This window comes from Bacillus sp. 41-22 (assembly GCF_025809295.1).
Classification (GTDB): domain Bacteria; phylum Bacillota; class Bacilli; order Bacillales; family Bacillaceae_G; genus Bacillus_A; species Bacillus_A mycoides.
This window is the reverse complement of record NZ_CP084035.1, coordinates 5,033,450-5,059,400: the sequence shown is the minus strand read 5'-3', so window position 1 is coordinate 5,059,400 and position 25,951 is coordinate 5,033,450. Positions and strand designations below refer to the sequence as shown.

The window sequence follows — 25,951 nt, the reverse complement described above, 5'->3', positions numbered from 1 at the left end:
GTGAACTATTGGTTCATACTGGGTGTTTTTTGTAGGAATTTTATAAACTGTTTACTTGTTAGAGGTTTACTGAAATAGTAACCTTGCATGTATTTACAGTTGTTTTTTTGTAGAAACTTAAGCTGTTTTTCTGTTTCAATTCCTTCAGCAACGACAGAGAGATTTAAAGTATTTGCAAGGGAAAGGATAGTGGAAACGATGGCTCTTTCTTCAGGCCGATGATCGGCTAGTTGTGTAAATTCTTTTGGTACTTTTAATGTATCAATAGGGAAAATTGATAAATAAGCAAGAGAAGAGTAGCCGGTACCGAAGTCATCAATGGACGTTTGAATACCATATTCTTTTAATTGCTTTAGTCTCGATAATGTTTCTTTTTCATCAATCATCGCAATTCGTTCTGTTAGTTCAAGTGTTACATCTTTCGGGTCAATTTTAACGTCCTTTAGTATTTGTGAAATATTTTCGATTAATTGATTTTGTTGAAATTCTTTCGCTGATAAATTGACACTCATTTTTAAGTTTGTGTATCCAAAACTTTGCCATATTTTTAGTTGACGACAAGACTCTCGTAGCACCCAATGCCCAAGTGGGATGACCTGCGGAGTCTCTTCCACAATTGGAATGAACTCACATGGTGAAATGTCACCTAATAGTGGATGTTTCCAACGGATTAAAGCTTCGGCACCGATGATTTTATTCGTTGTAATGTCAACTTGTGGTTGATAGACGAGAAAGAATTCTTTATTTACTAAAGCAAGTGGTAAATCTTTTTCAATTCGAGCTTTTCGCTCCATTTTTTTATATAACTCTTTCGTATAAAGTGAGCTACCATTCTTTCCTTTATTTTTGGTTTCGTACATGGCCATATCAGCATGTTGTAAAATAGATAACGGATCTTCGCCTGCTTCTGGGTATATTGCAATCCCGATACTTGGCGAGATTTGTAAATGTTGATTTTCAATTTCGAATGGCTCATTCATAGATAGTACAATCATATCAGCTATTTTTTGTACATCTCTATCTTCTTTATAATCTTCTATAAGAATTGTGAACTCATCCCCAGCTAACCGAGCAAGTTTCATATTTGACGTCGATATTCGTTCTAGTCTTTTTGCTACAGCAATTAAAAGAAGATCTCCTACCCGGTGACCGAGAGTATCGTTAATAACTTTAAAACGGTCTAAATCGAGAAACATAACAGCAAAAGGTCTTTTTGATATTTTTGCTCGTGCAATTGCCTTTTCTAAATGTTGATGAAATGAACGGCGATTCGCAAGTTCCGTTAAAGTATCGTGATATGCTAGGAAATTAATTTGCTCTTGTTGCTGCTTGCTTTCTGTAATATCTTTAATCATTAAATAGGCCCCAGAAATATGTTCCTTTAAAAAGATGGGAACAGCTGTAACATGTAAGTAGTAAATATCTCTATTTTTATGATATGCCCGTATTTCTAAAGAAATAGATTTCCCTTTTTTCACGTGATGAAAGGCAGTAATGATTTCTTCTAAATCTTCTTCATACATAAGTGAATAGTATGGTTGGTTTAATAATTCATTCGTTTGATAACCGAGTAAAGTAGTTCCAGCGTTGTTCACATTGAGAAAATTACCGTACAAATCTAATGTGAAAATTGGATCTGGATGATGCTCGTATAAAGATTTAAACATTTGTTGGTTATGATATAACTCATTTTTTTGTTCTACTAAATCTTCTGTACGTAGTTCGATTTGTTTCTCGAGTTCTAAGCTGAATTGCATTTGTGCTAGCAATAATATTTTATTTTGTCTTCGAACTAACGTATGGCGTATGAGAACGAAGGCGAAAGTTACCATAAGTCCAATTACTACGATAGGTGCAAAAACATTTTCGACCAATATAAAAACAATAAGCATCACGACAGAAATATACGGTAATGATAATCGGATTGATTCACCAAATTGAGGCGTTAGTAATATTTGTTCTTGTTTTTCGGGCTCTTTTGTGTGAAGTATACAAGCGATTGCTACCAATAATAAGGTTACTTGATATAATGGAGCAACTGTGAACATAGAGTGCTCAGGCTGGAAGTATTTTATATAAGCATAAATAGAATCCGTAGTAGCATACAAAATTAAAGCACTGCCAAGAAGAGCACCAACTTGCTTTGGTAGTAAGGATAATGGTCTGAACAAAAGGTTGATTCCTATTAAAAGAAAGAGTAGATCAGCCATTGGATACGTGAGTTGAACAAACATGTCGATATATGATGTTGTAAAAATATGAATGGTTCTTTCAATAAGTAAATAGTAGCTTAAAGTAAATTGAGCAGTAACAATAATACAAATATCACATATCGTAAAAAGCTGTTCCAATAAATCTCGGCCATAAATAATTTCATATAGAAAGGCAAATGCAAAGCTAATTAAAAATAATAAGTAAAAAAAGTCTGATGGATCAACGAATGTATAGTAGTCATGCAGAATTAAGCGTTGATAAGCAACTACTATATCGCCGATGAAATAAGAGAAGGATCCGATAGTTAATGTTATCCAAAACAAACGAGATAACCCTTGTTTTATATTTGAAAAATAAAATATATAACTGCAAATTGTAATATCAATTAATATGGTACTTATTCCAGTTAATATTTGAAATGGGAGTGCGTACTCATATAAAACGGACATTGATACGTAATGAATAGCTATATACAACAATGAAATGCTTATAAGAATACTTACATGTGTTTGTTTTTTCATTTATATCACCCACTGTATATACATAAGAACCACCTTTTTGTAGTTTATGTTTTTTATGATTGCTTGAAAACATATAGAATTTCTATATTTATTTTACACATTTATAATGAGTTGTAAAAATAGATTTGCTCAGCAAGTATTAATTGTTGTTTCTGTTCCCAATATATCGACATAGGAATTTGAAGTTTGCTATAATGAATTGAATAGTTGCATTATTTAGAAAAATTTAAAAATAATAAATAATGCAAGTAAGACATATTGTTTACTATGTGAACTTGTTCTTAATTCAGGGGGGAGGGTTTCACAATGGCAAGTGTATATGAAAATAGTTATATGATCGTTTTGATTTTCTTGCTATTAGGTATATTGCTGCCGGTAGTGGCTCTTACATTAGGGAAAATGCTGCGTCCAAACAAACCGAGTGCAGCGAAAGCGACGACGTATGAGAGTGGAATTGAGCCTTTTCATGATGCAAATATTCGGTTTCATGCTCGTTATTACATTTTCGCTTTATTGTTCGTCATCTTTGATGTAGAAACTTTATTTTTATACCCATGGGCTGTTGCATATGACAAGCTTGGTTTATTTGCACTGATTGAAATGCTCATTTTTGTTGTGATGTTGCTAGTTGGATTAGCGTATGCTTGGAAAAAGAAGGTGTTACAATGGTTATAAATTTTGAGGAATTACACCCACAGGAGCGAGCGGAATTAGAAAGGAATATCTTTTTTTCTACATTGGAACAGTTGAAGGGATGGGCGCGGAGCAACTCTTTATGGCCGATGACATTTGGACTGGCATGCTGTGCGATTGAAATGATGGGAGTAGGCTCATCACATTACGATTTAGATCGATTTGGGTCATTTTTTCGGACTTCACCAAGACAATCGGACGTCATGATTGTGTCAGGAACGGTAACGAAGAAAATGGCACCTATTGTTCGGCGCCTATATGATCAAATGCCTGAACCGAAGTGGGTAATTGCGATGGGATCTTGTGCAACGGCCGGTGGTCCGTATGTGAATTCGTATGCTGTTGTGAAAGGTGTAGATCAAATTGTACCAGTTGATGTGTATATTCCTGGATGCCCTCCAAATCCTGCTGCTTTAATTTATGGAATTAATAAATTAAAAGAAAAAATTCGTTACGAGGCGAGGACCGGGAAGCAGGTGACGAATAAATGAGTGATCCAAATAAAGACTTAGAAAGTATGAAAAGAGAAGCAGCCCGTCATGCGAAAGAGGAAGCGCGAAAACGTCTTGCTGCGAAACATGGGGCGGAAATGTCTAAACTTGAAGGAGAACATCGAGAAAAAGAGAAAGCGTTACCAAAAGATAAGGGGATTAATGTAGAAGAAGCGAAGGTGGAGGCCGCAGCAGCTGCAAAAGCAAAAGCAGCGGTATTAGCGAAGCAAAAGCGAGAAGGATCAGAAGAAGTAACGGACGAAGAAAAAGCCAAAGCGAAGGCAAAGGCCGCAGCAGCTGCAAAAGCAAAAGCAGCGGCATTAGCGAAGCAGAAGCGAGAAGGATCAGAAGAAGTAACGGACGAGGAAAAAGTTAAAGCAAAGGCGAAAGCTGCAGCAGCTGCAAAAGCAAAAGCAGCGGCATTAGCGAAGCAAAAGCGAGAAGGATCAGAAGAAGTAAAGGACGAAGAAAAAGCCAAAGCGAAGGCAAAGGCCGCAGCAGCTGCAAAAGCAAAAGCAGCGGTATTAGCGAAGCAGAGGCGAGAAGGATCAGAAGAAGTAACGGACGAAGAAAAAGCTAAAGCGAAAGCTGCAGCAGCTGCAAAAGCAAAAGCAGCGGTATTAGCGAAGAAAAAGCGAGAAGGATCAGAAGAAGTAAAGGACGAAGAAAAAGCTAAAGCGAAGGCCGTAGCAGCTGCAAAAGCAAAAGCAGCAGCGTTAGCGAAGCAGAAAGCCTCACAAGGTGAGGGGGATTCTGGAGATGAGAAAGCAAAGGCAATTGCAGCCGCGAAAGCGAAAGCCGCTGCTGCTGCAAGGGCAAAGGGATCTGTAAATAAGATAGAAGACGAACTGCAGCAGGAAGAACCATCAGTTAACCAACCATATTTAAATCGCTATGTGGAGGTTGTTAAGGAGAGGGTAGGAGGATATGCATTAGTAGATTCCTATATTAATAAGCTTTCAAAAGATGTTCCAACTCTTGTGGCGGAGCCTTCGAAATATTATGAAGTGATGGAATTAATGCGATTCCATGAGGGGCTTGCTTTTGATTATATGTCAGAGCTACATGCGACAGATTTTGTGACACATATGGAAGTATACGTTCATTTATTTTCATATGGAAAGAAACAGTCAGTAGCAGTGAAGGTAAAGCTGGATAGGGAAGCGCCGCAAGTAAAATCGGTGACGCCGCTTTGGAAAGGGGCAGATTGGCCGGAGCGTGAAGCGTATGATTTGCTCGGTATTGTATTTGAAGGTCATCCTAATTTATCTCGCATTTTAATGCCGGATGATTGGGTGGGGTATCCGCTTAGGAAGGATTATGAACCGTATGATGTGGAGGTGTAGCTTGTGATCCGTACGGAAGAGATGCTCTTAAATGTAGGGCCGCAGCATCCGAGTACACATGGTGTGTTTCGGCTTGTGATTAAGATTGACGGGGAAATTATTAAAGAGGCTACACCGGTTATCGGATATTTGCATCGCGGAACAGAAAAGATAGCTGAGAGCTTGCAATATACACAAATTATCCCGTATACAGATCGAATGGACTATTTATCAGCAATGACGAATAATTACGTCCTTTGCCACGCTGTAGAGACGATGATGGATCTTGAGATTCCAGAGCGTGCTGAATATTTACGGGTGCTTGCGATGGAGCTTGGGAGAGTTGCGAGCCATCTCGTCTGGTGGGGAACGAACCTGCTTGATATAGGAGCGGTTAGTCCATTTTTATATGCCTTTCGTGAACGAGAGATGATTATAAATTTATTAAGTGAATTGTGCGGTGCAAGGCTTACTTTCAACTATATGAGAGTCGGCGGCGTGAAGTGGGATGCACCAGACGGCTGGATTGAAAAGGTGAAAGAGTTTGTTCCGTATATGAGAGAGCAGTTGGAAGGGTATCACGACCTTGTTAGCGGAAATGAAATTTTCTTAAATCGTGTGAAAGGCGTTGGCGTATATAGCGCGGAAGAGGCGATCTCGTATTCTTTAAGTGGCGCAAATTTGCGGTGCACGGGAGTCCACTGGGATCTTCGCAAAGATGAGCCGTATTCTATTTATGATCGTTTTGACTTTGATATTCCTGTTGGGATCTCGGGAGATGCTTGGGATCGCTACGTTTGCCGGATGGAGGAAATTGAGGAGTCATTGAAAATTATTGAGCAAGCAGCCGAGCAGTTCCCGAAAGACGGCGCTGTGCTGGCGAAAGTGCCGAAAATTATTAAAGCACCTAAGGGAGAAGCGTTCGTCCGTATAGAGTCACCGCGGGGAGAGATTGGCTGTTATATTGCTAGTGATGGAAAGAAAGAGCCGTACCGCTTGAAATTTCGTAGACCGTCTTTTTATAATTTGCAAATCTTACCGAAGTTATTGAAAGGTGAAAACATCGCCAATTTAATTACGATTTTAGGTGGGGTTGATATTGTACTTGGGGAGGTTGACGGCTAATGATTGAGACGCTCTTACAATCACCTTCAAGCTGGACGAATTTCTTCATTTTTTTCGGATTAGCGGTGCTTCTATTATTTGCAGTCCTTGGCTTCGTTACATACGGTATTTTGGCAGAACGGAAAGTGATGGGATTTATGCAAGGGCGGATTGGACCAAACCAAGTTGGGGGCCGGTTCGGTTTACTCCAAACGGTAGCTGATGTTTTGAAATTATTATTAAAAGAAGATAGTATTCCGAAAGCTGCAGATAAACCGTTGTTTATATTAGCACCTGTTATTGCATTCGCACCAGCATTTATGGTGCTTGCGGTTATCCCGTTTACTGATAAATTTCAGTTCGCGGATATTGGTGTAGGGTTACTGTATTACATTGCTGTTTCTGGGATTACGACGATCGGCGTCGTAACTGGGGGATGGGCATCAAATAATAAATATTCCCTTTTAGGAGGGATGCGTGCGGCAGCGCAAATGATTTCTTATGAGATTCCACTTGTGATGAGTGTAATTGGCGTCGTTTTGTTAGCTGGTAGTCTTAACTTGAATGAAATTGTAGCGGCGCAGGAAAAGGTATGGTACATTTTCGCACAGCCAATCGGTTTCGTCATTTTCTTAATCGCTGCAGTTGCAGAGTTAAATAGGACACCGTTTGATTTACCCGAAGCGGAGTCAGAACTTGTTTCAGGATACCATACGGAATACTCAGGTTTTCGCTGGGCGTTTTTCATGCTTTCAGAGTATGTGTATTTCTTCGGGATGTCATCTTTAATTACAGTACTCTTTTTAGGAGGCTGGAATCCAGTTATGTTCCTTGGGTTTATTCCAGGAGCCGTATGGTTTGCTTTGAAATTCAGCAGTGTGGTCTTTCTATTGATTTGGTTCCGCGTTACGTTCCCGCGCATAAGAGGTGACCAGTTAATGGAGTTTGGCTGGAAAGTATTATTACCAATCGCACTTGCAAATATTTTCTTAACGGCATTGATTAAGGAGCTATTCTTCTAATCTATAAAGGGGGTGCCAGTAAGAGATGAAAGGACTATTTAAAGGGTTAAAATATACGCTTAGTAATTTGAGTAAGAAAAAGGTGACGTATGATTATCCAAATCAACCGTTGCCATTACCAGACCGATTTCGAGGTATTCAAAAGTTTTATCCAGAGAAATGTATTGTTTGTAATCAGTGTTCCAACATTTGTCCGACAGATTGCATTCAATTAACAGGAAAAAAACATCCTGATCCTACGAAAAAAGGGAAAATTATCGACACGTATGATATTAATTTTGAAATTTGTATTCTTTGCGATTTATGTACAGAAGTTTGCCCGACAGAGGCGATTGTAATGACAAATAACTTTGAACTTGCAGAGTATTCACGTGATGATTTATTTAAAAATTTGCAGTGGCTTGACGAGAACGACGAGAACATCAGGAAGGAGAATAAAGCATGAACGGCGAGTTTGTAGCTTTCTTTATATTATCCTTGTCTGCGATTATCGGTGGCGTTCTTATGCTGAATTTAACGAAAGTAATGCATATGATGCTGGCCCTTGTGCTTACGTTCCTTAGCATTGCGGGTTTGTACTTTCTCTTATCAGCCGAATTTATCGGAGTGGCACAAATTTTACTTTACTCTGGTGCAATCACTATTATTATGATTTTTGGCATTATGTTAACGAAACATAACGCGGAAAATGAATCGCGCCTTACTCTTCGAAAATGGATTATCTTCTTTGCGGTTGTAGCATTTGGAGCAGTTATGTATTTCGCTGTTAATAGTATCGATTTTTCAAATCAAAGCACACAAGGAAGTTTACCTCTCCATGAAAATAACACACTTCAAATCGGTACACTTCTCTATTCAAAATATATTATTCCATTCGAATTAACCTCAGTTATTTTACTTGTAGCACTTGTAGGAGCGATTATCCTTGCGAAGAAGGATGAGGGAGAGGAGGATTCCCATGAGTAGCGTTCCGGCTTCTGCGTATTTAACACTTGCGATTATTTTGTTTTGCATCGGCTTATTTGGAGCTTTAACAAAGCGAAATACAGTAATTGTACTAGTTTGTATCGAATTGATGTTAAACGCCGCCAATTTAAATCTAGTAGCGTTTAGTAAATTAGGCTTGTTTCCGAATTTAACAGGACAAATTTTTTCGCTGTTTACGATGTCTGTAGCGGCAGCGGAGGCAGCGGTAGGTCTTGCAATTTTGATTGCTTTGTACCGTAATCGCCCGACAGTTCATGTAGATGAGATGGATACGCTCAAAGGATAGCATTGTGACCGAAAAGGGGGAAGGAAACAATGATCGATTATGCATGGCTCATACCGCTTTTCCCGCTTGTTTCGTTTTTGATACTTATTATGTTCGGGAAGAAAATTAGAGAGGGAAGTAGTGTACTAGGTATTTTCTTTACCTTTCTCTCCTTTATATCCGCGATAGTGGTACTAATAGAACGATTTTCATCCGAGGCAGTGAAGCATAAGTGGGTATGGCTTAGGGTAGGAGATATAGATATATCATTTGGTTTTGAAGTTACCGCATTAGGGGCTTTAATGTTGTTTATCGTTACACTTGTGAGTTTTCTTGTACATGTGTACTCAAAAGGTTATATGAAAGGTGACACCAGATTACCAACCTTTTATGCATATTTAGGGCTCTTTACCTTTGCGATGCTTGGGCTAGTTATATCGACGAATTTATTACAGCTTTATATATTTTGGGAGTTAGTCGGCCTTGGTTCGTTTTTACTCATCGGTTTTTATTTCTTTAAAGAAGAAGCGAAGGCTGCTGCGAAAAAGGCTTTTATTATGACACGCATTGGGGATGTTGGGCTATTTATTGGGATGATATTAATTTTTTGGCACGCAGGTAGTTTTGAATATGACGCGATTTTTAAAGCGATTCATACGGGCGACCTCTCTCCTTCTATGATTACAATAACGGCGATATTAATTTTTATCGGTGCGATGGGGAAATCGGGTCAGTTCCCGCTTCATACATGGTTGCCAGATGCAATGGAAGGACCGACGCCTGTTTCGGCGCTTATTCACGCGGCAACGATGGTTGCAGCCGGCGTATATTTAGTAGCGACGATGTTCCCGCTATTTTCAGCAAGTGCGGTAGCGATGCAAACTGTGGCAATCGTTGGGGCTTTCACCGCAATCTTTGCGGCCTCTATCGGTCTAGTGCAAACTGATATTAAGAGGGTTCTTGCTTACTCTACAGTTAGTCAGCTCGGGTATATGATGCTTGCGCTAGGCTCGGCTGGTTATGTAGCTGGTATCTTTCACTTAACGACACACGCCTTTTTTAAAGCATTATTGTTCCTGGCAGCAGGAAGTGTAATTCATGCAGTCCATACGCAAAACATTAATAAAATGGGCGGTTTACAGAAAAAGATGAAAGTAACCGGTGCACTATTTTTAATAGGCACACTTGCAATTAGTGGTGTTCCTCTTCTTTCCGGATTTTTTAGTAAAGATGAAATTTTAGCGGCGGCTTGGATGAATGGCAATTACTTTCTATTCGTTTTAGCAGTAATTGCGGCATTTCTAACAGCATTTTATATGTTCCGTCTATACTTTCTTGTCTTTACAGGGGAAACGAAGACGGAGGAAGAGGTGCATGAATCACCTCGCACCATGACGTATCCGATGATTGTCCTTGGTGTTCTTGCGGTAGTGGCAGGTTATATAAATACACCGTGGTTCGGGACGTTTCTTGGGGATTGGCTTACGAAAGATATAGGATTCCAGGTGAAGGAAGTGCATGGACCTGTTTGGATTATGGTTGTTGCGACGCTCGTTTCATTTGCGGGAATTGCCCTCGCATATTTCATATATGGCAAGAAATCTATCTCTAGAGATTGGGCCGGCGGAGAAGGGACGTCTTTTTATAACCTTTTGAAAGAAAAATATTATGTGGATGAACTATACAATGCGGCAGTACTTCCTATTACGAAAGGAATCGCTCATGTGCTTCGCTTATTTGAAGTATACGTTGTAGAAGGAATCGCAGTTTTAATTGCTGGACTCGTTAAAGGTATGAGTGGACTAGGATCGCGGCTTCAAAACGGGAATGTACAAGTGTATGGAACTGTAACAGCAGTTTCGCTCGCAGTGCTCCTAATTATTTTGTTATATACGGGAGGGGATTTACGGTGAATGGATTGCTATTAACGTTCTTCATTTTTTCCCCGCTTTTAGGAATTCTCTTGCTTTTATTAACGCCGAAACGAGAATCGCGTACAGTGCAGGCGCTTGGTTTATTCGGAACGGCGCTTCCATTTGGAATTGCTATCGTCCTTGCTTGTACATACTCTTCAGGAAAGAGCTTATCGATATTTGATGAAAAGGTGAAATGGATTCAATTTGGGGATTTCACAGCAGTGGACAAAAGGTGGTTTTCAATTTATTACGAGCTCGGCATTGATGGTTTATCGCTTGTAATGATGGTGCTCACAGCCCTTCTAGCGATGCTTGCAGCTATTGCGGCATTTTCTATTAAAAGAAATTTGAAAGCATTCTACATGCTGTTACTCATGCTAGAAATAGGTATGCTCGGTGTCTTCGCTGCTCAAAATTTAATGTTGTTCTTCATGTTCTTTGAGATTACGTTGCCACCAATGTTTTTATTAATTGGCAAGTGGGGGAAATTGTCGAGTGAAAAGGCTGCATATAGTTATTTAATATATAACGGTATTGGATCAGCTATTTTACTTATCGTTTTCTCGGTTTTATTTGCGAAAACAGGTACAACAAATATTGCGGAGCTTAAAGAAATATTAACGAGTGTAGGTGCTGGGGGAGGAATGGCCGTCTCAAGTAGCGTACAGTTCGGCTTGTTTCTTGCCATAATGATTGCTTTTGCGATTAAACTCCCTGTTTTCCCTTTGCATCGCTGGATGGTCAATGTACACATAGAAGCGCATCCTGCTGTAGTTATGCTTCACGCGGGGGTTTTGCTGAAGATTGGCGCGTACGGTATTGTTCGCTTCGGGAAAGGATTATTCCCAGAATATTTTCGTGATTTTGCAACGCTAATTGCGGTTTTAGGGGTAATTAATTTATTGTATGGGGCCTTTCTAGCACTCATCCAAACGGACTTTAGAAAGGTACTTGCTTACTCTAGTATTTCGCATATGGGCATTGTATTAATGGGGCTGGCGGCGTTAAATGCACCAGGTATACAAGGGGCATTGTTCCAAGTTGTGTCTCACGGTTTAATTGCGGCCTTACTCTTCTTCTTGCTTGGCATTATTGAAGAGCGTTTCGGGACTTCGGATATTACAGCACTTGGTGGACTTGCAAAAAGTGTTCCGGTGCTTAGCGGTTTCTTCCTAGCGGGCGGTATGGCATCGCTTGGAATGCCAGGGATGTCCGGATTTATTAGCGAATTCCTTGCCTTTCTCGGTTTATTCCAAGGGAAACCTGTTATCGCCGCCGTCGGTGTAATTGGAATTATTTTAACCGCTGTATACGTATTAAGAGCGACACTTCAAGTGATATTTGGTAAGAAAGAATGGGAAGCGAAATTTGATATACACGGATGGGAGTACGTCCCTGTTATAGTGCTTATCGTTTGTATTATTGCAATTGGGGTAATGCCAGAACTACTAGGGGATCCACTTCAAACTACATTGAAAACATTGGGGGTGAAGTAGGATGGATATGAACACGTTACTTAGCTTATCATGGCATCTCATGGTACCAGAATTCATTATTCTAGGGGCTGCCATCCTTCTTTCCATATGTGATTTATTTTTTAAGCTGAACCATAGGTACGTAGCGATTAGTGCAATTGCCGCTGCCCTGTTAGCAATCGTGTCATTAATTTCGCTATACAGCGAACCGGCAGGAGATATTTTAAATGGATCGTTTGTACTAGATGGATTTTCAAAAGGATTTAAAACGTTGTTATTAGGCGGAGCAGCTCTCGTTTTATGTATGGCAATAAGCGATGACAAGAAGGAGCCTATTCAAGATAAAGGAGAATATTATTATTTGTTTTTAATGGCGCTTCTTGGAGCGATGTTCATGGCTTCTAGCGTTGATTTCATCACATTGTTCGTTGGTTTAGAGTTGCTTTCGCTTTCTTCCTATATTTTAGTAGGAATCCGAAAAAGAAACCGCGCATCGAATGAGGCTGCAATGAAATATGTCATTAACGGAGGAATTGGAACAGCAATTACACTCTTTGGAATGAGTTATTTATACGGTATTACAGGGTCGACCAACATAGTGGAAATGCAAAAGGTATTTACGCAAGGATTGGCTGGGGGCATTCAGTTATTGTTAGCTCTCGCATTTCTACTACTGCTCGTTGGACTCTCATTTAAAATTGCAACAGTGCCATTTCATATGTGGGCACCAGATGTGTATGAGGGAGCGGCTACACCTGTCACTGCTTTTCTCGGAACGATTTCTAAAATTGCTGGTTTTCTACTCATTACGCGTTTGTTTCTTATGGTGTTTGCAGGTGTGGCAATCCAAGGAGACGCACAATCTTTGTACGGGCGTATGAGTATATACATTGCGGTACTAGCTAGTATTACGATGATTGTTGGGAACGTAGTAGCATTAAAGCAATACAACGTAAAACGTCTATTTGCCTATTCAGGTATCGCGCATGCTGGGTATTTGCTAGTCCCTCTTGTAGCGCTATCACAGTTTACGATGGATAGTATGTGGTTTTATATGCTTGCATATATGCTTATGAATATAGGGGCATTTGCAATCATCCACGGATTAATCTTACAAAACGATAAGGAAAATATGACTATTTTTACAGGGTTATACAAGCGATCCCCATTTACAGCTATAGTGATGACGATCTTTATTTTATCGTTAGCTGGAATACCGGGGACAGCAGGTTTCATCGGAAAAATTAACATTTTTTTAGGGGCACTTCATGTTGAACCTGCTCATTACGTATTAGCTTCTATTATGATGGGGACGACGGTTATTTCATTCATATATTATTTCCAAATATTACAGCAAATGTTTTTCCGCAAGGGAGAGACAGAAGAAAAGCTCCGATTACCGTTAAATATAAAGATTGTCATGAGTCTTTGCGCAATTTCAATTGTAATACTAGGGATTATGCCGATGATTGGTTACAATTTCTTTTATGAACATTTTCCATTAATGAAGGATTTCTTCTTCTTGGGGAACGTGGTACAATAGTGGAAATAAAAGGTGTAGAGTCCGTACTCTACGCTTTTTATTTTGGAGTAACAACAAATGAAAACGTCTATAGGTATATGTTTTCCGAGAGGAAATTACGATGTAAGATGCTTATTTGCGTTTGAAAAAGTGTGGCTCCTACTTATTTATGGTATCGTTTTTTACATTTTGCGTAAGTAGTAGCCAAGCAAAAAAAGGGGTCGATTTTTTGGCACATCTTTTAGGGCAACAAGCACTGATTGCCATTGTTTCGCATTTATTGTTTATTACCATTACGTGGTGGGCCTTACAAGGTATTCACATTGAGCGCTTAATGAAGTCTGGAAAAGTGATGCAGACGAGAGTATTACTTATCCTAATTACAATTGCAATTGGGACATCTGTAAGTAACTTTTTCCTTGATTATTTAGGCTATTCAAAGAGTTTAACGTATTTAGTAAAGTAAGTGTATAGAACCTCATATCTCCGTTAACAATGGGGATAGGAGGGGATGAAATTGAAGTTTAAAGCCATTCTTATCGTTATCGTAAGTGTTGTTTTATTTTTGGTTGGATATAAAGAGATGAAACCTATAAGCGATGAACAGAAAATGGAGAGCATGATTGCAGCTTTAGAGAAGAACGATGCAAAAGTAGAGCGGTGGTCATGGTTAGCGCGAGAAACGAAAACAATTTCTAATATACATACGTTTCAAAAATTGTTAAACGATGTGAAGGAAGAGGCAAACATCGAAGGTTGGGAATTAGAACAATCTCCAGATGGATATAAGGCTACATCCTATAAAAAATCTTCTTCACATGAAGAACGAATAGTAGTAACTTGGAGTAAGGAAAATACTAAAGAAAACACTTTTATTATTTTTGAAGTGAGCGGGGCGAAATGGGACCCGAAGTACGTTCAGAACATGGATAAAATTTTTAGTGAAAAACCTATAATTTACACTTGTGTTCAAGGTGTACTGAATGATAAGATTGAAGGTGTTTTGCAAAATAAAACCAATCAGGTTTTGAAAGATCTTTCAGCAAGAGCGATCGAACAGATAGAAGAAAGAGCATTTGTATCAGTCTCCGCATATAATAAAAAGTGGAATGACGCTCTTTCAACAAATAGAGAGAAAATAAATGTGCAAATAGCAATACGTTCTACAAACAACAAAGATACAATTGTGGTTGGCACACCGATCATAACTTCTGAGTATTGAGTGAATAGATACTGAAAAAAGGACACGGAGGGGAATAATTTGGAAAAGATCATCGTCCGTGGCGGAAAGCGGTTAAGCGGCACAGTGCGTGTTGAGGGCGCAAAAAATGCTGTATTACCTATAATCGCTGCAGCCCTATTAGCGAGTGACGGAAAGAATGTACTATCTGAAGTACCAGTATTATCTGATGTATACACAATTAACGAGGTATTACGTCATTTAAATGCTGAAGTCGTATTTGAAAATAACCAAGTAACAATCGATTCTTCTAAAGAATTAAACATTGAAGCACCATTTGAGTATGTACGTAAGATGCGTGCATCTGTTCAAGTAATGGGACCATTATTAGCACGTAACGGTCGTGCTCGTATTGCACTTCCTGGTGGATGTGCAATTGGTTCACGTCCAATTGACCAACATTTAAAAGGCTTCGAAGCAATGGGAGCGAAAGTAAAAGTTGGTAACGGATTTGTTGAGGCACACGTAGAGGGCGAACTAAAAGGAGCTAAAATTTATTTAGACTTCCCAAGCGTAGGCGCGACAGAAAACATTATGTCTGCAGCTACATTAGCAAAAGGGACAACAGTCCTTGAAAACGCAGCGAAAGAGCCAGAAATCGTTGACTTAGCTAACTTCTTAAATGCAATGGGAGCGAAAGTACGCGGAGCTGGAACTGGAACGATTCGTATTGAAGGCGTTGAAAAATTATATGGTGCAAACCACCCTATTATTCCTGACCGTATTGAAGCAGGAACATTCATGGTTGCAGCGGCAATTACAGGTGGAGACATCTTAATTGAAAATGCTGTGCCTGAACATTTACGCTCAATTACAGCGAAAATGGAAGAAATGGGTGTTAAAATTATTGAGGAAAATGAAGGTGTACGTGTTATCGGCCCAGATAAGTTAAAAGCGGTTGATATTAAAACTATGCCTCATCCAGGTTTCCCAACAGACATGCAATCACAAATGATGGCATTATTACTACATGCTGATGGAACAAGTATGATTACAGAAACGGTATTCGAAAACCGCTTTATGCACGTTGAAGAATTCCGTCGTATGAATGCTGATATTAAAATCGAAGGTCGTTCTGTAATTATGAACGGTCCAAGTAGCTTGCAAGGAGCTGAAGTTGGCGCAACTGATTTACGTGCTGCAGCAGCATTAATCTTAGCTGGTTTAGTATCAGAAGGTTATACTCGTGTAACAGAGTTAAAACATCTTGACCGCGGTTATGTAGACTTCCATAAGAAATTAGCTGCATTAGGTGCAACTATTGAACGTGTAAACGAAAAAGTAGAAGAAGTGAAAGAACAAGAAGTTTCTGATCTTCACGCTTAATTGAAGTAGTCTCTATGTCTTTTGACATAGGGGCTATTTTTTTTTGGGTTATTACTGTTATAGTCAATAAATTCCATACTTATGCACGTCTCAGTGAAAATATTTAGAAAATTTTTGTTTTATTCCACTATTTGCGGTCAGTAAAACCCCACTGATTATAGTTTCACTTTATATCGATACCCCCAAGTATGTTCTAAAAGATCCCGTATTTCCATAAGAATGAAAGGAATCCAACTTTATATTGGGGGAATAGGATGAAATTTTCAAAGCCACTTTTCATTACAGTAGCGCTCTTAATAGCGCTCGTTATCATTGTACCTGCTGCTCTTGTTATTCCGTTTGCGAAAGCAAAAGTAGGGGAAGAAGCAGCTTCTAAAACTCCTCCAGCGATAGAAAGTATACCAGCTCCAGGGAAAGTGGATACAGCGGTTCAAGTTGCTGTATATCGTGATCAACAGAAGAAGGTAGAAACATTACCTATGGAGGAGTATGTGGCCGGTGTAGTAGCTTCTGAGATGAATGCCAGCTTTGAAATAGAGGCGCTAAAGGCGCAGGCATTAGCAGCAAGAACATTTGTAGTGCAGCGTATGCTAAGCGGTGGTAAGAAAAACAATGCGGACGTGACAGATACAGTGAAAGATCAAGTATACAAAAGCAAAGAGGAATTGAAGAAACAATGGGGTAATAACTACGAAAATAATTTAAAGAAAATTGAGGAAGCCGTTTCGAAAACCGCAGGACAAGTTTTAACGTATGATGGAAAACCAATTTCAGCATCCTTCTTCTCAACGAGTAACGGACGAACAGAAAATGCAGCTGATTATTGGGGAAATGATTATCCGTACTTGAAAAGCGTAGATAGTCCGTGGGATCAAGCCTCTCCAAAATTTACGAGTGAGCAAAAATTCACAGTAGCTGATTTTCAAAAACGTCTCGGTGTGAAAGTACTAGCAAACGGAAAGGTTGGTAATATTAAAGACCTTACGGAAGGAAAGCGAGTAAAGGATGTAGAGTTCCAAGGGAAAACATTAACAGGAAAACAAGTTCGTGAAAAGTTAGATTTACGCTCCTCAGACTTTACGTGGAAACAAGAAGGGGATAACATCACCGTTACAACGAAAGGATTCGGTCACGGCGTCGGTATGAGCCAGTACGGTGCGAATGGTATGGCAGCGGAAGGTAAGAAATATACAGAGATAGTCGCTCATTACTATAAAGGCATTGAAATAAAGACGATGAATGATTATGAAGGAAAATTGATGGTGAAGAAGTAGGTGTCAGGGGTTTCCTGATACCTACTTCTTTTTTGTTTAAAATATCATAATCTTCCATTAATCATTTGGTATAATTAGGGAAAAACATTTGGAGGAGACAGAATGGCGCTACTGGAGTTGAAACAGGTAGGGAAGACGAACCAGTTACCGGCAATTGAACTGGAGGTTGAAAAAGGACAATGTGTTGTTTTGCAATGCAATAATCATACAGCTAAAGTGTTGCACCGCATCATTATCGGTGAAGAAGCAGCTTCAACTGGCAATGTACTATTTGAAGGCACAGCGATTGGAAAGAAGAATTATTCCCGCATCGGCTTTTGTTTTTTGAAAGATGAAGCATACGATCGTTTGAAGGTGAGGGAGTACTTCAAGTTTATATTAGGGCTTTATGAATCTAACATGAGTATGGAAGAAGTAGTACAATATGTCGGTCTCCTAGATAAGTTGAACGTTAAAATAGAAAAACTGTCATTTTCAGAGAAACGTCGCCTTCATATCGGGCGAGTTATGATTCATAATCCAGATTTAGTTATTTTGGAAGAGCCGGAGCAAAATGTAGATACAGAGAGTACGATTATTATTCGAAAAGCGATTATGAAAATGAAAGAGCAAGGAAAGGCGATTTTTATTACGTCATCTTTTTTATCAGATGCGCTCTCGCTAACAGAAGATGTATACATATTAAATAACAATGGTGTGAAAAAGGTAGAAATTGAGCAAGAAGAAGTGAAAGAAGTTGACGAAGAAAAGGTCATTCAAATGATTCCGCAAATGAAATTAGAAAGGATACCAGCGAAAGTGAATGATAAAATCATTTTACTGGATCCGATGGAAATCCATTTCATTGAAACACAAAATGGAGTGACACATATTCATGTGCGCGAAGGTGATTTCGTATGTGCATTAACATTAAGTGAACTAGAAGTGAGATTAACAGGATTCGGGTTCTTCAGATGTCATCGCTCGTACCTCGTTAATTTACAAAGAGTACGAGAAGTCATTACGTGGACACGTAATAGTTTTAGTTTAATTTTGGATGACGAAAGAAAAAGTTCAATCCCGCTTTCAAAAGGAAGAATGGATGAGTTAAAAGGTGTAATTGGGATATAAAAATGCTCCGATAAGCTCAAAATACGATTCATTCAACAGTAAAAATACTCCTTTTACTGGTATTTTACTGCGTAAACCCTTTGTTTTTCATATGATTGAGTCAAGAAAAGCGAAACAATCAAATCGAAACTTGCGAAAGTAAATTTCATCTATAAAAGAAAAACAAAGGGGATGACGAAATGACATTGGCAATTGAAATGAAAGATGTAATGAAAAGTTTCGATGGAAAAACGGCCCTTCGAAATGTAAATATTGAGGTAAAGCAAGGAGAAATCTTTGGATTCCTCGGACCGAGTGGATCTGGAAAAACGACAACCGTAAAAATATTAACATCTCAATTGCTTCATAGCATTGGAACGGTACGAGTGTTGGGGAAAGACATTACAGGACCAAGCAGCATCGATTACAAACGAATCGGTATTTTAACAGACAATAGCGGCTTATACGAAAGACTTAGCATTTATGATAACTTACTATTATTTTGTGACTTATACGATTGTAAAAAAGAACGAATCGATGAAATACTAGCACAAGTGAACTTATTAGATGATAAAAAAACACAAGTAAAAAAATTGTCAAAAGGAATGAAGCAGCGTGTCACACTAGCGAGAGCGATTCTTCACAAACCAGATATCCTCTTCTTAGATGAACCAACATCTGCACTTGATCCAGTAAATGTGCAAAACATTCATAAAATCTTAAAAGACTTAAATAAAGAAGGAACAACGATTTTTTTAACAACGCACAACATGGACGAAGCAGAGACGCTTTGTAACCGTATTGCCTTTCTGTGCGGCGGAGAAATTGTAGCGCTTGATACACCAGAAAACTTGCGATTAAAGTACGCGAAAGATCAAATACAAGTTGTGTTAAAAGATAAACAAAAAGAAACAGTGAAAAAAGACGAATTAGGTGCAAAACGTATTTCAGAATGGATGAACAAAGGAGAATTACTATCCATTCATTCACACGAACCAACTTTAGGTGATATCTTTATTGAAGTTACTGGGAGGGGATTGTAATGACATTTTCAATGAGACGTGTATCAGCTATTTTTAGAAAAGAAGTACAAGATTTTAAGACGAATTCACAAGTGTTGTTAATGGCATTTTTACCAATTATATTTTCATTTTTATTTAGCAGATTTGGAGCGGGAAAGGAAATGTTAGGCACTACTACTATAACGGCTTTCCTATTTGTCGCAGGCTTTGTTCAATCTATGGTAATTGCAGAAGAAAAAGAAAAACATACACTACGTGTGTTAATGTTATCCCCAGCATCATCTGTTGAAGTTCTTCTTGGAAAGAGTTTATTAACAGCGGGTCTGACGATGGTCATTTGTATTGCAAATTTATTCATTTTAGATCAGTTAAATATCAATCTTCCATTGGTAGGATTGATATTCCTATGTGGAACTATTTTATTTATCGTGCTTGGAACAATGATCGGATTACTTGCATCTTCTGTACCACAAACATCATTAATTGGAATGCCTATTTTAATGACGATGTATTTAGCTGTACAATTTGAGTCACTAGTTGAAAATAAAACAATTAAGACGATGATTGAATATCTTCCAACATCTCATATTGTAAAAGCAATTAACAGCTTAGTAGGTGGGGCAGGATTTAGTAGTATTGGTGGGCATGTATTAAATATTGCAGTTTGGCTTATCATTTCGCTTATTGCATGTTTGATCGTATATAAAAAGAAACAAATGGACTAAAAACTGAGCTGAAACGCTCAGTTTTTTCCTTTTTCTATCATTTCCTCGGAAATTTTGCAATTCCTATACATATTTTTACAGATTTTGTCGAAAAGTAATTAGTTATAGGTTGTATAGGATGAGTGAATATTGTTCAAAATGATTGCTGAGGTGATGATGGAATGCGAGGAAGAAATAGTAAAAAGTCGCAAAAAGTAGTACATTTATTTCAAAAAAGATGGGTGTTTCCGGCACTATACATTGCTTGTGCAGCGGTAATCTTAATGGTTGCGCTATGGTTCCAGGGAGCTAATCCAAAGAAAGCTCCGAACCAAGATCAAGCAACACCGTATACACAAACGGAAGATCCGGCAGTACCAGTAACAAAATCTTCAGAAGTAGTGAAAATGCCAACTGCAGCAAATGCAGAAGTAGTAGTACAGAAGAAATTCTATGAAGATGCAGCATCAGAGGCGGAACAAGAAAAAGCACTTGTCTTTTATAACAACACATATTCCCCGAATAAAGGAATTGACATTGCTGCGAAAAACGGAAAAGAATTTGATGTTACAGCTGCTTTAAGTGGTACAGTAACGAAAGCTGAAAAAGATTCACTTCTTGGTTATGTTGTAACAGTAGATAGTGGAAATGGTGTAGCAGCATCTTATCAAAGCTTAGGCAGTGTGAAAGTAGAAAAAGGTGCAAGAGTCGCGCAAGGTGAAGTGTTAGGAAAATCAGGTCTAAATGCAATGAATAAAGATGCAGGTTCTTACGTTCACTTTGAAGTACGTAAAGACAATGTGGCTGTGAACCCTGAGCGTTATTTAAATAAATCAGTAGCAGAAATTAAAGCTGATGCAGGTGCTGCAAAGGCGACGAATGCTTCTGGTAAAAAAGCTGATGACAAATCTCAAAAAGAAGAAAAGTCAACAAGCACGAAACCAGAAAGTAAAACAGAAGATAAGTCTCAAAAAGAAGAGAAATCAACAAGCGGCTCGACTAGTGAGAAAGAGACGAACGGCAAACAAGATGAGAAATCTCAAAAAGAAGAGAAATCGACAAGCGGTTCGACTAGTGATAAAGAGACGAACGGCAAACAAGATGACAAATCTCAAAAAGAAGAAAAATCAACGAATGGTTCTACAGAATCATCTAACGGTTCTTCTTCACAAGAATAATAAAGTAAAAAAATCAGTTCTCATTAGGAGAGCTGATTTTTTTATCCCGCATTAACGGGCAGTAAGATTCCCACCTCAAAATTCAGCTGGAGCAAAGAAGTTAGGTGGGAGATCAACTGCCCGTAAACGCCCGATTGGTTCAACTAATAATCAGTGGGGGATGAACAAAACCCCCTCTGATTAAAGTTTCACTTTATTTTCATATAAAAATAATCAATTTCGAGAAAAAAGTTGCAATAACAAGGAAAAATGACGAGATTCTCGAATATATATTACAAAAGGGAGGGGATACTGTGTCATTTTTATCTGTTCTGTCGATTGCTATCATTTTATTGTTTGTTTTATTCGCTTTATATTATTATATTGCCGGTAAGAAAGAAGTCCCCCACCATCAGTTGTTAGAAGAAGAGTATGAAAGAGAAGAGTGACACTCTAAGAAAGAGTGCCTTTTCTTTTGTATACCTATTGGAATTTTTAGAGCTAGGTCGTATAATACTAGTTGTGATTTTTTTACATAAGAAAACGATATTAGAATACAGTATGACTCTAAAATACTGTATTTTTTGTTGTGGTTGAGGGGGAAGTTTAATGAAAGCCAGAGAAGGCAAGGGTTCTAAAAAATTATTTATTTTAATAGCGGTAGCAGTGGTGTTAGTTGCTGGGATTGGATTTTTTATTTTTAGTAAAATGAATGGAGCGAACAAACAGGAGAAGGTACCTGTTTTACAGTATTACTATTTAGCGAATGATAAAGACAAGGAGAAAAACCCAGAATTCAAGGATCAAAAAAATATTTTATCTGTAAGTGAATTTGAAAAGCAAATTAAATATTTAGCAGATAATAAGTATCATACGTTAACATTAAAGGAGTTTAACGGATTTATAAAAGATAAGAAGCCACTTCCTGAAAAAAGTGTATTAATTACATTTGATAATTCTTCAAAATCTAATTATATTTATGCATATCCAATTTTAAAAAAATATAAAATGCATGCTGTTTCATTTACAGTATCATCTAAACTGACCGAGCAAGTTCAAAAGTTTGATCCTAAGAATATTCAAACATTGAGTAAGGTTGAGTTAGAAAAAATGAAAGATGTATTTGAATTTGGAAGTCATACACATGATCTTAATAAAGTAATTGATAATACACCCGCATTAATTAAAACGTCTAAAGAGGATGTTAAAAAAGATATTTTGGAAAGTAATAAACTATTGCAAACAAATTATTTCTCTTATCCATTTGGAAAATATAATAAAGATTCGATAGAAGTATTAAATGAATTGGGAGTAGCATTAGCTTTTACTAGTTCGCCAGGATACGCTACAGAAAATAGTAAACCATTCGAGATTAAACGTTGGTTTATTCCTTCAGGGATGACGATTGATCAATTTTCAAAAATTGTTTCTGGAAAATATGAAATTGTTAAAAAATAAAAAAAGCCATTAGAATTGAAGTGACCCAGTAAAGTTAGACAGGTTATTTCATTAGGCAACCTTTTGGGCATGGGTCCGGTATTGTACCGGGCTCATGCCTTTTAGTTTTGCCTTAATTCTTTTGTGATTATAGTACTTTATATATTTTGCTAGTTCTTTCTTGAAATTTTCTATACTCTTAAATTCTTTTCGATACAGAAATTCTGACTTCATGATGCCAAAGAAGTTTTCAATCACTGCGTTATCGTAACAGTTTCCTTTACGAGACATGCTTTGTGTAATGCCACGTTTAGTAAGGGCATGACGGTATTGTTTTATTTGGTTTTTCAGCTTGGAAGTTACGATTTAAAATATTGGGTGCAATTTTTCCAACTGTTCCTTTACAAGAGCGATATTTTTTCATACGAACAAGACATTTTAATCCCAATTCTTTCATGATACGATACACTTTTTTATGATTTACTTTATGTCCGCGATTCGTAAGTTCATCACGAATACGACGATCGAATCTTTTAACCCAATAATAATGCGTACTGCGCGGAATACCTACGATCTGAAGTAGCACCTTCACTGAAAATTCATGCCTTAATTCATAGACTACTTGGGCTTTTTCTTGTTTCGTGATTTCTCCTTGTTTTGAACTAAGACATTCAACTTTTTTAAATACGCATTTTCCATACGTAAACGCTCATTTTTCGCTTGTAGTGCCTCTATCGAACCTTCAATTATTCCTTGATCTTTAGTTGTATTTGTTTTTTTCTTTTCCATGGATGGACGTCCCTTCTTCTTTGAGTGTAGAGTATCCAATCCTCCTGTTTCATAACCTACTTTCCATTTTCTAAGTGTTTCGTAAGAAGGAATATTGAAAAGCGCCGCTGTTTCTCTGATAGATGTCCCTTGTTCGTTCATTCATATAATTAAGTACATCTAATTTATACTGGGTAGAGTAGAATGTATAGCGTTTTTCAAAAGCATTTTCACCTAAGGATTCATATTGTTTACTCCACTGATAGAGCATACTGGGATGAACACCAATAGATTTAGCAATTGTTTTTCCACCTTCAGTCCCCTCTAAATATCGTCTTATCGCTCGTATTTTTTCTTTCGAAGAAAATTTAGCCATAAAAAAGTGCACCTCCGATTGTTATTAAAATTCTAGTGGCGTTTTTATTAAAGATATGGAATGATTCTCTTATTTACTTAGAAAATGTCTTTTTTCTTAACTTAGTCCGCAAAAATAGTGAACATGTAGCATATATCAGTAGTGCGGGCAATACAATGGTATAAACCAATGCAAAGAGAGTGTTTGAGGTGAGAAATCGTGAATCATTTCATTATAAATCCAAGAATGTTTAACGCTTACAAACAGCACTCACATTTACTTCATAGTCGTATGCAGCGAGTCTCATTTCACACTTCTCACATCCAATTTAGGGAGGCGAGTGGTGTGCACGATTACATCAAAGAGAGAACTATCAAGATTGGCAAGTATATCGTGGAGACAAGAAAGACAGTGCGTGTAATCGCAAAGGAATTTGGGGTATCAAAGAGTACAGTCCATAAAGATTTAACAGAACGTTTGCCAGAAATTAATCCAGAGCTCGCAAATGAAGTGAAAGAAATTCTTGATTATCATAAGTCTATTCGTCATCTAAGAGGTGGAGAAGCAACAAAGCAAAAGTACCGAAAAGAAGATATAGAAAACCCTGTGCGCCAATAAATCTAAAATAGCAAACATTCCTTGTGAATTCGGTAATATTTTTCAGAAGAATTCTTTTTGCGAATATTACGTTTCTGTTAAATTTATGATAAAATCAGAAATTAGGTGTAAAAGAATTCGGGTGTAACCTGATTTTGAATATCGAGGAGGAAATGACGGGAATGTTTGCGCGAGATATCGGAATTGACCTAGGTACGGCTAACGTATTAATTCATGTTAAAGGTAAGGGTATTGTATTAAATGAGCCATCTGTTGTGGCAATTGATCGTAATAGTGGAAAAGTATTAGCAGTAGGTGAAGAAGCAAGAAGTATGGTGGGACGTACACCTGGTAATATTGTAGCAATTCGTCCACTTAAAGATGGTGTAATCGCAGATTTCGAAATTACAGAAGCAATGTTAAAGTATTTCATTAACAAATTGGACGTGAAGAGCTTCTTTTCAAAACCTCGCATTTTAATTTGCTGTCCAACAAATATCACATCTGTAGAACAAAAAGCAATTCGTGAGGCTGCTGAACGTTCAGGTGGTAAAACAGTATTTTTAGAAGAAGAACCAAAAGTAGCCGCAGTTGGTGCTGGTATGGAAATCTTTCAGCCAAGCGGAAACATGGTTGTTGATATTGGTGGAGGTACAACAGATATTGCCGTACTTTCTATGGGTGATATTGTTACCTCTTCCTCTATCAAAATGGCTGGCGATAAGTTTGATATGGAAATCTTAAACTACGTTAAACGTAAGTATAAGCTATTAATTGGAGAACGTACTTCAGAAAATATTAAAATTAAAGTTGGTACAGTATTCCCAGGTGCACGTAGTGAAGAGCTTGAAATTCGCGGACGTGACATGGTAACAGGTTTACCACGTACAATTACAGTATGCTCTGAAGAAATTACAGAAGCACTAAAAGAAGACGCAGCTATCATTGTACAAGCTGCAAAAGGCGTACTAGAGCGTACACCACCAGAACTATCAGCGGACATTATCGACCGCGGTGTTATTCTAACAGGCGGTGGAGCTTTATTACACGGTATCGACATGCTTCTAGCAGAAGAATTAAAGGTACCAGTATTAATCGCTGAAAACCCAATGCAATGTGTTGCTATTGGTACAGGTATTATGTTAGAGAACATCGATAAATTACCACGTCGTGCATTGCGATAGATATCGAATTAATATGATTTGAAATGCTGTAAACCTTGAACAGTTGGTTTTATTATTAACTGTTCAAGGTTTATTTATATTTGGTCAATTAATAGTAATTATTCAGATGAAAATGCCTTTTTTATTTTTTATTAATATATTCTAATGTAATAATTATGGTTATAGAAAACTAAATTATTAGGCAGAAAGGTTCAATTTTGTCAGATTTAGTGATATCCTTGTATTTGTAAATTTAAAGTGAACTTTGTAAATTTAAAACGAAT

24 protein-coding genes and 1 pseudogene are annotated in these 25,951 nt (G+C 37.9%); 23 read left to right on the top strand and 2 right to left on the bottom strand.

What is annotated here, in order from left to right; genetic code table 11:
* Nucleotides 1-5: 5 nt before the first annotated feature.
* Nucleotides 6-2,735 (bottom strand): EAL domain-containing protein, encoded by a 2,730-nt coding sequence (locus tag LCF45_RS26050; RefSeq protein ID WP_263894380.1) that lies wholly within the window; start codon nucleotides 2,733-2,735, stop codon nucleotides 6-8.
* Nucleotides 2,736-3,041: 306 nt separating this feature from the next.
* Here LCF45_RS26050 and nuoA point away from each other — a divergent pair, with 306 nt between their 5' ends.
* The 21 genes from nuoA to LCF45_RS25945 all read left to right on the top strand — a co-directional run bounded on the left by nuoA (nucleotide 3,042) and on the right by LCF45_RS25945 (nucleotide 22,805).
* Nucleotides 3,042-3,410 (top strand): NADH-quinone oxidoreductase subunit NuoA, encoded by a 369-nt coding sequence (nuoA, locus tag LCF45_RS26045; RefSeq protein ID WP_000179270.1) that lies wholly within the window; start codon nucleotides 3,042-3,044, stop codon nucleotides 3,408-3,410.
* Nucleotides 3,401-3,919 (top strand): NADH-quinone oxidoreductase subunit NuoB, encoded by a 519-nt coding sequence (gene nuoB / locus LCF45_RS26040; RefSeq protein ID WP_002089729.1) that lies wholly within the window; start codon nucleotides 3,401-3,403, stop codon nucleotides 3,917-3,919. The genes nuoA and nuoB overlap by 10 nt, the downstream gene beginning before the upstream one ends.
* Nucleotides 3,916-5,265: an NADH-quinone oxidoreductase subunit C gene (locus tag LCF45_RS26035; RefSeq protein ID WP_318668856.1), complete on the top strand. Its 1,350-nt coding sequence runs from the start codon at nucleotides 3,916-3,918 to the stop codon at nucleotides 5,263-5,265. The genes nuoB and LCF45_RS26035 overlap by 4 nt, the downstream gene beginning before the upstream one ends.
* Before the next feature lie 3 nt (nucleotides 5,266-5,268).
* Complete coding sequence (gene nuoD, locus LCF45_RS26030; protein WP_033731107.1) at nucleotides 5,269-6,369, top strand: NADH-quinone oxidoreductase subunit NuoD; 1,101 nt, start codon at nucleotides 5,269-5,271, stop codon at nucleotides 6,367-6,369.
* Complete coding sequence (nuoH, locus tag LCF45_RS26025) at nucleotides 6,369-7,370, top strand: NADH-quinone oxidoreductase subunit NuoH (protein WP_002068471.1); 1,002 nt, start codon at nucleotides 6,369-6,371, stop codon at nucleotides 7,368-7,370. The genes nuoD and nuoH overlap by 1 nt, the downstream gene beginning before the upstream one ends.
* 25 nt (nucleotides 7,371-7,395) lie before the next feature.
* Nucleotides 7,396-7,815: an NADH-quinone oxidoreductase subunit NuoI gene (nuoI, locus tag LCF45_RS26020; RefSeq protein WP_002016193.1), complete on the top strand. Its 420-nt coding sequence runs from the start codon at nucleotides 7,396-7,398 to the stop codon at nucleotides 7,813-7,815.
* Complete coding sequence (locus LCF45_RS26015) at nucleotides 7,812-8,336, top strand: NADH-quinone oxidoreductase subunit J (protein WP_001012819.1); 525 nt, start codon at nucleotides 7,812-7,814, stop codon at nucleotides 8,334-8,336. The genes nuoI and LCF45_RS26015 overlap by 4 nt, the downstream gene beginning before the upstream one ends.
* Nucleotides 8,329-8,643, top strand: coding sequence for an NADH-quinone oxidoreductase subunit NuoK (gene nuoK, locus LCF45_RS26010; protein ID WP_000100081.1), 315 nt, complete (start codon nucleotides 8,329-8,331; stop codon nucleotides 8,641-8,643). The genes LCF45_RS26015 and nuoK overlap by 8 nt, the downstream gene beginning before the upstream one ends.
* A 29-nt stretch (nucleotides 8,644-8,672) precedes the next feature.
* Entirely contained in the window at nucleotides 8,673-10,535 is a 1,863-nt protein-coding gene (gene nuoL / locus LCF45_RS26005; protein ID WP_263894379.1) for an NADH-quinone oxidoreductase subunit L, read from the top strand.
* Nucleotides 10,532-12,034: an NADH-quinone oxidoreductase subunit M gene (locus LCF45_RS26000; RefSeq protein ID WP_263894378.1), complete on the top strand. Its 1,503-nt coding sequence runs from the start codon at nucleotides 10,532-10,534 to the stop codon at nucleotides 12,032-12,034. Before nuoL ends, LCF45_RS26000 begins: the two co-directional genes overlap by 4 nt.
* Before the next feature lie 7 nt (nucleotides 12,035-12,041).
* Nucleotides 12,042-13,556: an NADH-quinone oxidoreductase subunit NuoN gene (gene nuoN, locus LCF45_RS25995; RefSeq protein ID WP_412838331.1), complete on the top strand. Its 1,515-nt coding sequence runs from the start codon at nucleotides 12,042-12,044 to the stop codon at nucleotides 13,554-13,556.
* A gap of 208 nt (nucleotides 13,557-13,764) precedes the next feature.
* On the top strand, nucleotides 13,765-14,001 hold the full coding sequence (locus LCF45_RS25990) for a DUF1146 family protein (protein WP_002016201.1): 237 nt from the start codon (nucleotides 13,765-13,767) through the stop codon (nucleotides 13,999-14,001).
* Between the two features lie 51 nt (nucleotides 14,002-14,052).
* Entirely contained in the window at nucleotides 14,053-14,757 is a 705-nt protein-coding gene (locus tag LCF45_RS25985) for a YwmB family TATA-box binding protein (protein WP_002130043.1), read from the top strand.
* A 39-nt stretch (nucleotides 14,758-14,796) separates the two neighbouring features.
* Nucleotides 14,797-16,101, top strand: coding sequence for a UDP-N-acetylglucosamine 1-carboxyvinyltransferase (gene murA, locus LCF45_RS25980; protein ID WP_002068497.1), 1,305 nt, complete (start codon nucleotides 14,797-14,799; stop codon nucleotides 16,099-16,101).
* 254 nt (nucleotides 16,102-16,355) lie between these two features.
* Nucleotides 16,356-17,375, top strand: a complete 1,020-nt coding sequence (spoIID, locus tag LCF45_RS25975) for a stage II sporulation protein D (protein WP_002035202.1) — start codon at nucleotides 16,356-16,358, stop codon at nucleotides 17,373-17,375.
* A gap of 102 nt (nucleotides 17,376-17,477) precedes the next feature.
* Nucleotides 17,478-18,485, top strand: a complete 1,008-nt coding sequence (locus tag LCF45_RS25970) for a LytTR family transcriptional regulator DNA-binding domain-containing protein (RefSeq protein ID WP_002143852.1) — start codon at nucleotides 17,478-17,480, stop codon at nucleotides 18,483-18,485.
* Between the two features lie 179 nt (nucleotides 18,486-18,664).
* Nucleotides 18,665-19,507 carry an ABC transporter ATP-binding protein gene (locus LCF45_RS25965; protein WP_002167336.1) on the top strand — a complete coding sequence of 281 codons (843 nt, stop codon included), beginning with the start codon at nucleotides 18,665-18,667 and terminating at the stop codon, nucleotides 19,505-19,507.
* On the top strand, nucleotides 19,507-20,211 hold the full coding sequence (locus tag LCF45_RS25960; protein WP_002167337.1) for an ABC transporter permease: 705 nt from the start codon (nucleotides 19,507-19,509) through the stop codon (nucleotides 20,209-20,211). Before LCF45_RS25965 ends, LCF45_RS25960 begins: the two co-directional genes overlap by 1 nt.
* A 161-nt stretch (nucleotides 20,212-20,372) precedes the next feature.
* Nucleotides 20,373-21,368 (top strand): stage II sporulation protein SpoIIQ, encoded by a 996-nt coding sequence (locus LCF45_RS25955; protein ID WP_263894376.1) that lies wholly within the window; start codon nucleotides 20,373-20,375, stop codon nucleotides 21,366-21,368.
* A 293-nt stretch (nucleotides 21,369-21,661) separates the two neighbouring features.
* On the top strand, nucleotides 21,662-21,796 hold the full coding sequence (locus tag LCF45_RS25950) for a hypothetical protein (RefSeq protein WP_002016211.1): 135 nt from the start codon (nucleotides 21,662-21,664) through the stop codon (nucleotides 21,794-21,796).
* Nucleotides 21,797-21,956: 160 nt separating this feature from the next.
* Nucleotides 21,957-22,805 carry a polysaccharide deacetylase family protein gene (locus LCF45_RS25945; protein ID WP_063225617.1) on the top strand — a complete coding sequence of 283 codons (849 nt, stop codon included), beginning with the start codon at nucleotides 21,957-21,959 and terminating at the stop codon, nucleotides 22,803-22,805.
* A gap of 51 nt (nucleotides 22,806-22,856) precedes the next feature.
* Here the strand turns inward: LCF45_RS25945 and LCF45_RS25940 are convergent.
* Nucleotides 22,857-23,928: pseudogene (locus LCF45_RS25940) on the bottom strand (helix-turn-helix domain-containing protein).
* Between the two features lie 324 nt (nucleotides 23,929-24,252).
* On the opposite strand from LCF45_RS25940, the gene spoIIID reads away from it, so the two are divergent.
* Both spoIIID and LCF45_RS25930 read left to right on the top strand, forming a co-directional pair.
* Nucleotides 24,253-24,525, top strand: a complete 273-nt coding sequence (spoIIID, locus tag LCF45_RS25935) for a sporulation transcriptional regulator SpoIIID (RefSeq protein ID WP_033709588.1) — start codon at nucleotides 24,253-24,255, stop codon at nucleotides 24,523-24,525.
* A gap of 161 nt (nucleotides 24,526-24,686) precedes the next feature.
* Nucleotides 24,687-25,688, top strand: coding sequence for a rod shape-determining protein (locus LCF45_RS25930; RefSeq protein ID WP_002089713.1), 1,002 nt, complete (start codon nucleotides 24,687-24,689; stop codon nucleotides 25,686-25,688).
* Nucleotides 25,689-25,951: the final 263 nt, after the last annotated feature.

What these genes read in the sequence shown, in the direction of transcription:
- LCF45_RS26050 (WP_263894380.1), bottom strand. Translation starts at nt 2,735, where the DNA reads ATGAAAAAACAAACACATGTAAGTATTCTTATAAGCATTTCATTGTTG.
- nuoA (WP_000179270.1), top strand. Translation starts at nt 3,042, where the DNA reads ATGGCAAGTGTATATGAAAATAGTTATATGATCGTTTTGATTTTCTTG.
- nuoB (WP_002089729.1), top strand. Translation starts at nt 3,401, where the DNA reads ATGGTTATAAATTTTGAGGAATTACACCCACAGGAGCGAGCGGAATTA.
- LCF45_RS26035 (WP_318668856.1), top strand. Translation starts at nt 3,916, where the DNA reads ATGAGTGATCCAAATAAAGACTTAGAAAGTATGAAAAGAGAAGCAGCC.
- nuoH (WP_002068471.1), top strand. Translation starts at nt 6,369, where the DNA reads ATGATTGAGACGCTCTTACAATCACCTTCAAGCTGGACGAATTTCTTC.
- nuoI (WP_002016193.1), top strand. Translation starts at nt 7,396, where the DNA reads ATGAAAGGACTATTTAAAGGGTTAAAATATACGCTTAGTAATTTGAGT.
- LCF45_RS26015 (WP_001012819.1), top strand. Translation starts at nt 7,812, where the DNA reads ATGAACGGCGAGTTTGTAGCTTTCTTTATATTATCCTTGTCTGCGATT.
- nuoK (WP_000100081.1), top strand. Translation starts at nt 8,329, where the DNA reads ATGAGTAGCGTTCCGGCTTCTGCGTATTTAACACTTGCGATTATTTTG.
- nuoL (WP_263894379.1), top strand. Translation starts at nt 8,673, where the DNA reads ATGATCGATTATGCATGGCTCATACCGCTTTTCCCGCTTGTTTCGTTT.
- nuoN (WP_412838331.1), top strand. Translation starts at nt 12,042, where the DNA reads ATGAACACGTTACTTAGCTTATCATGGCATCTCATGGTACCAGAATTC.
- spoIID (WP_002035202.1), top strand. Translation starts at nt 16,356, where the DNA reads ATGAAATTTTCAAAGCCACTTTTCATTACAGTAGCGCTCTTAATAGCG.
- LCF45_RS25970 (WP_002143852.1), top strand. Translation starts at nt 17,478, where the DNA reads ATGGCGCTACTGGAGTTGAAACAGGTAGGGAAGACGAACCAGTTACCG.
- LCF45_RS25965 (WP_002167336.1), top strand. Translation starts at nt 18,665, where the DNA reads ATGACATTGGCAATTGAAATGAAAGATGTAATGAAAAGTTTCGATGGA.
- LCF45_RS25960 (WP_002167337.1), top strand. Translation starts at nt 19,507, where the DNA reads ATGACATTTTCAATGAGACGTGTATCAGCTATTTTTAGAAAAGAAGTA.
- LCF45_RS25955 (WP_263894376.1), top strand. Translation starts at nt 20,373, where the DNA reads ATGCGAGGAAGAAATAGTAAAAAGTCGCAAAAAGTAGTACATTTATTT.
- LCF45_RS25945 (WP_063225617.1), top strand. Translation starts at nt 21,957, where the DNA reads ATGAAAGCCAGAGAAGGCAAGGGTTCTAAAAAATTATTTATTTTAATA.
- LCF45_RS25930 (WP_002089713.1), top strand. Translation starts at nt 24,687, where the DNA reads ATGTTTGCGCGAGATATCGGAATTGACCTAGGTACGGCTAACGTATTA.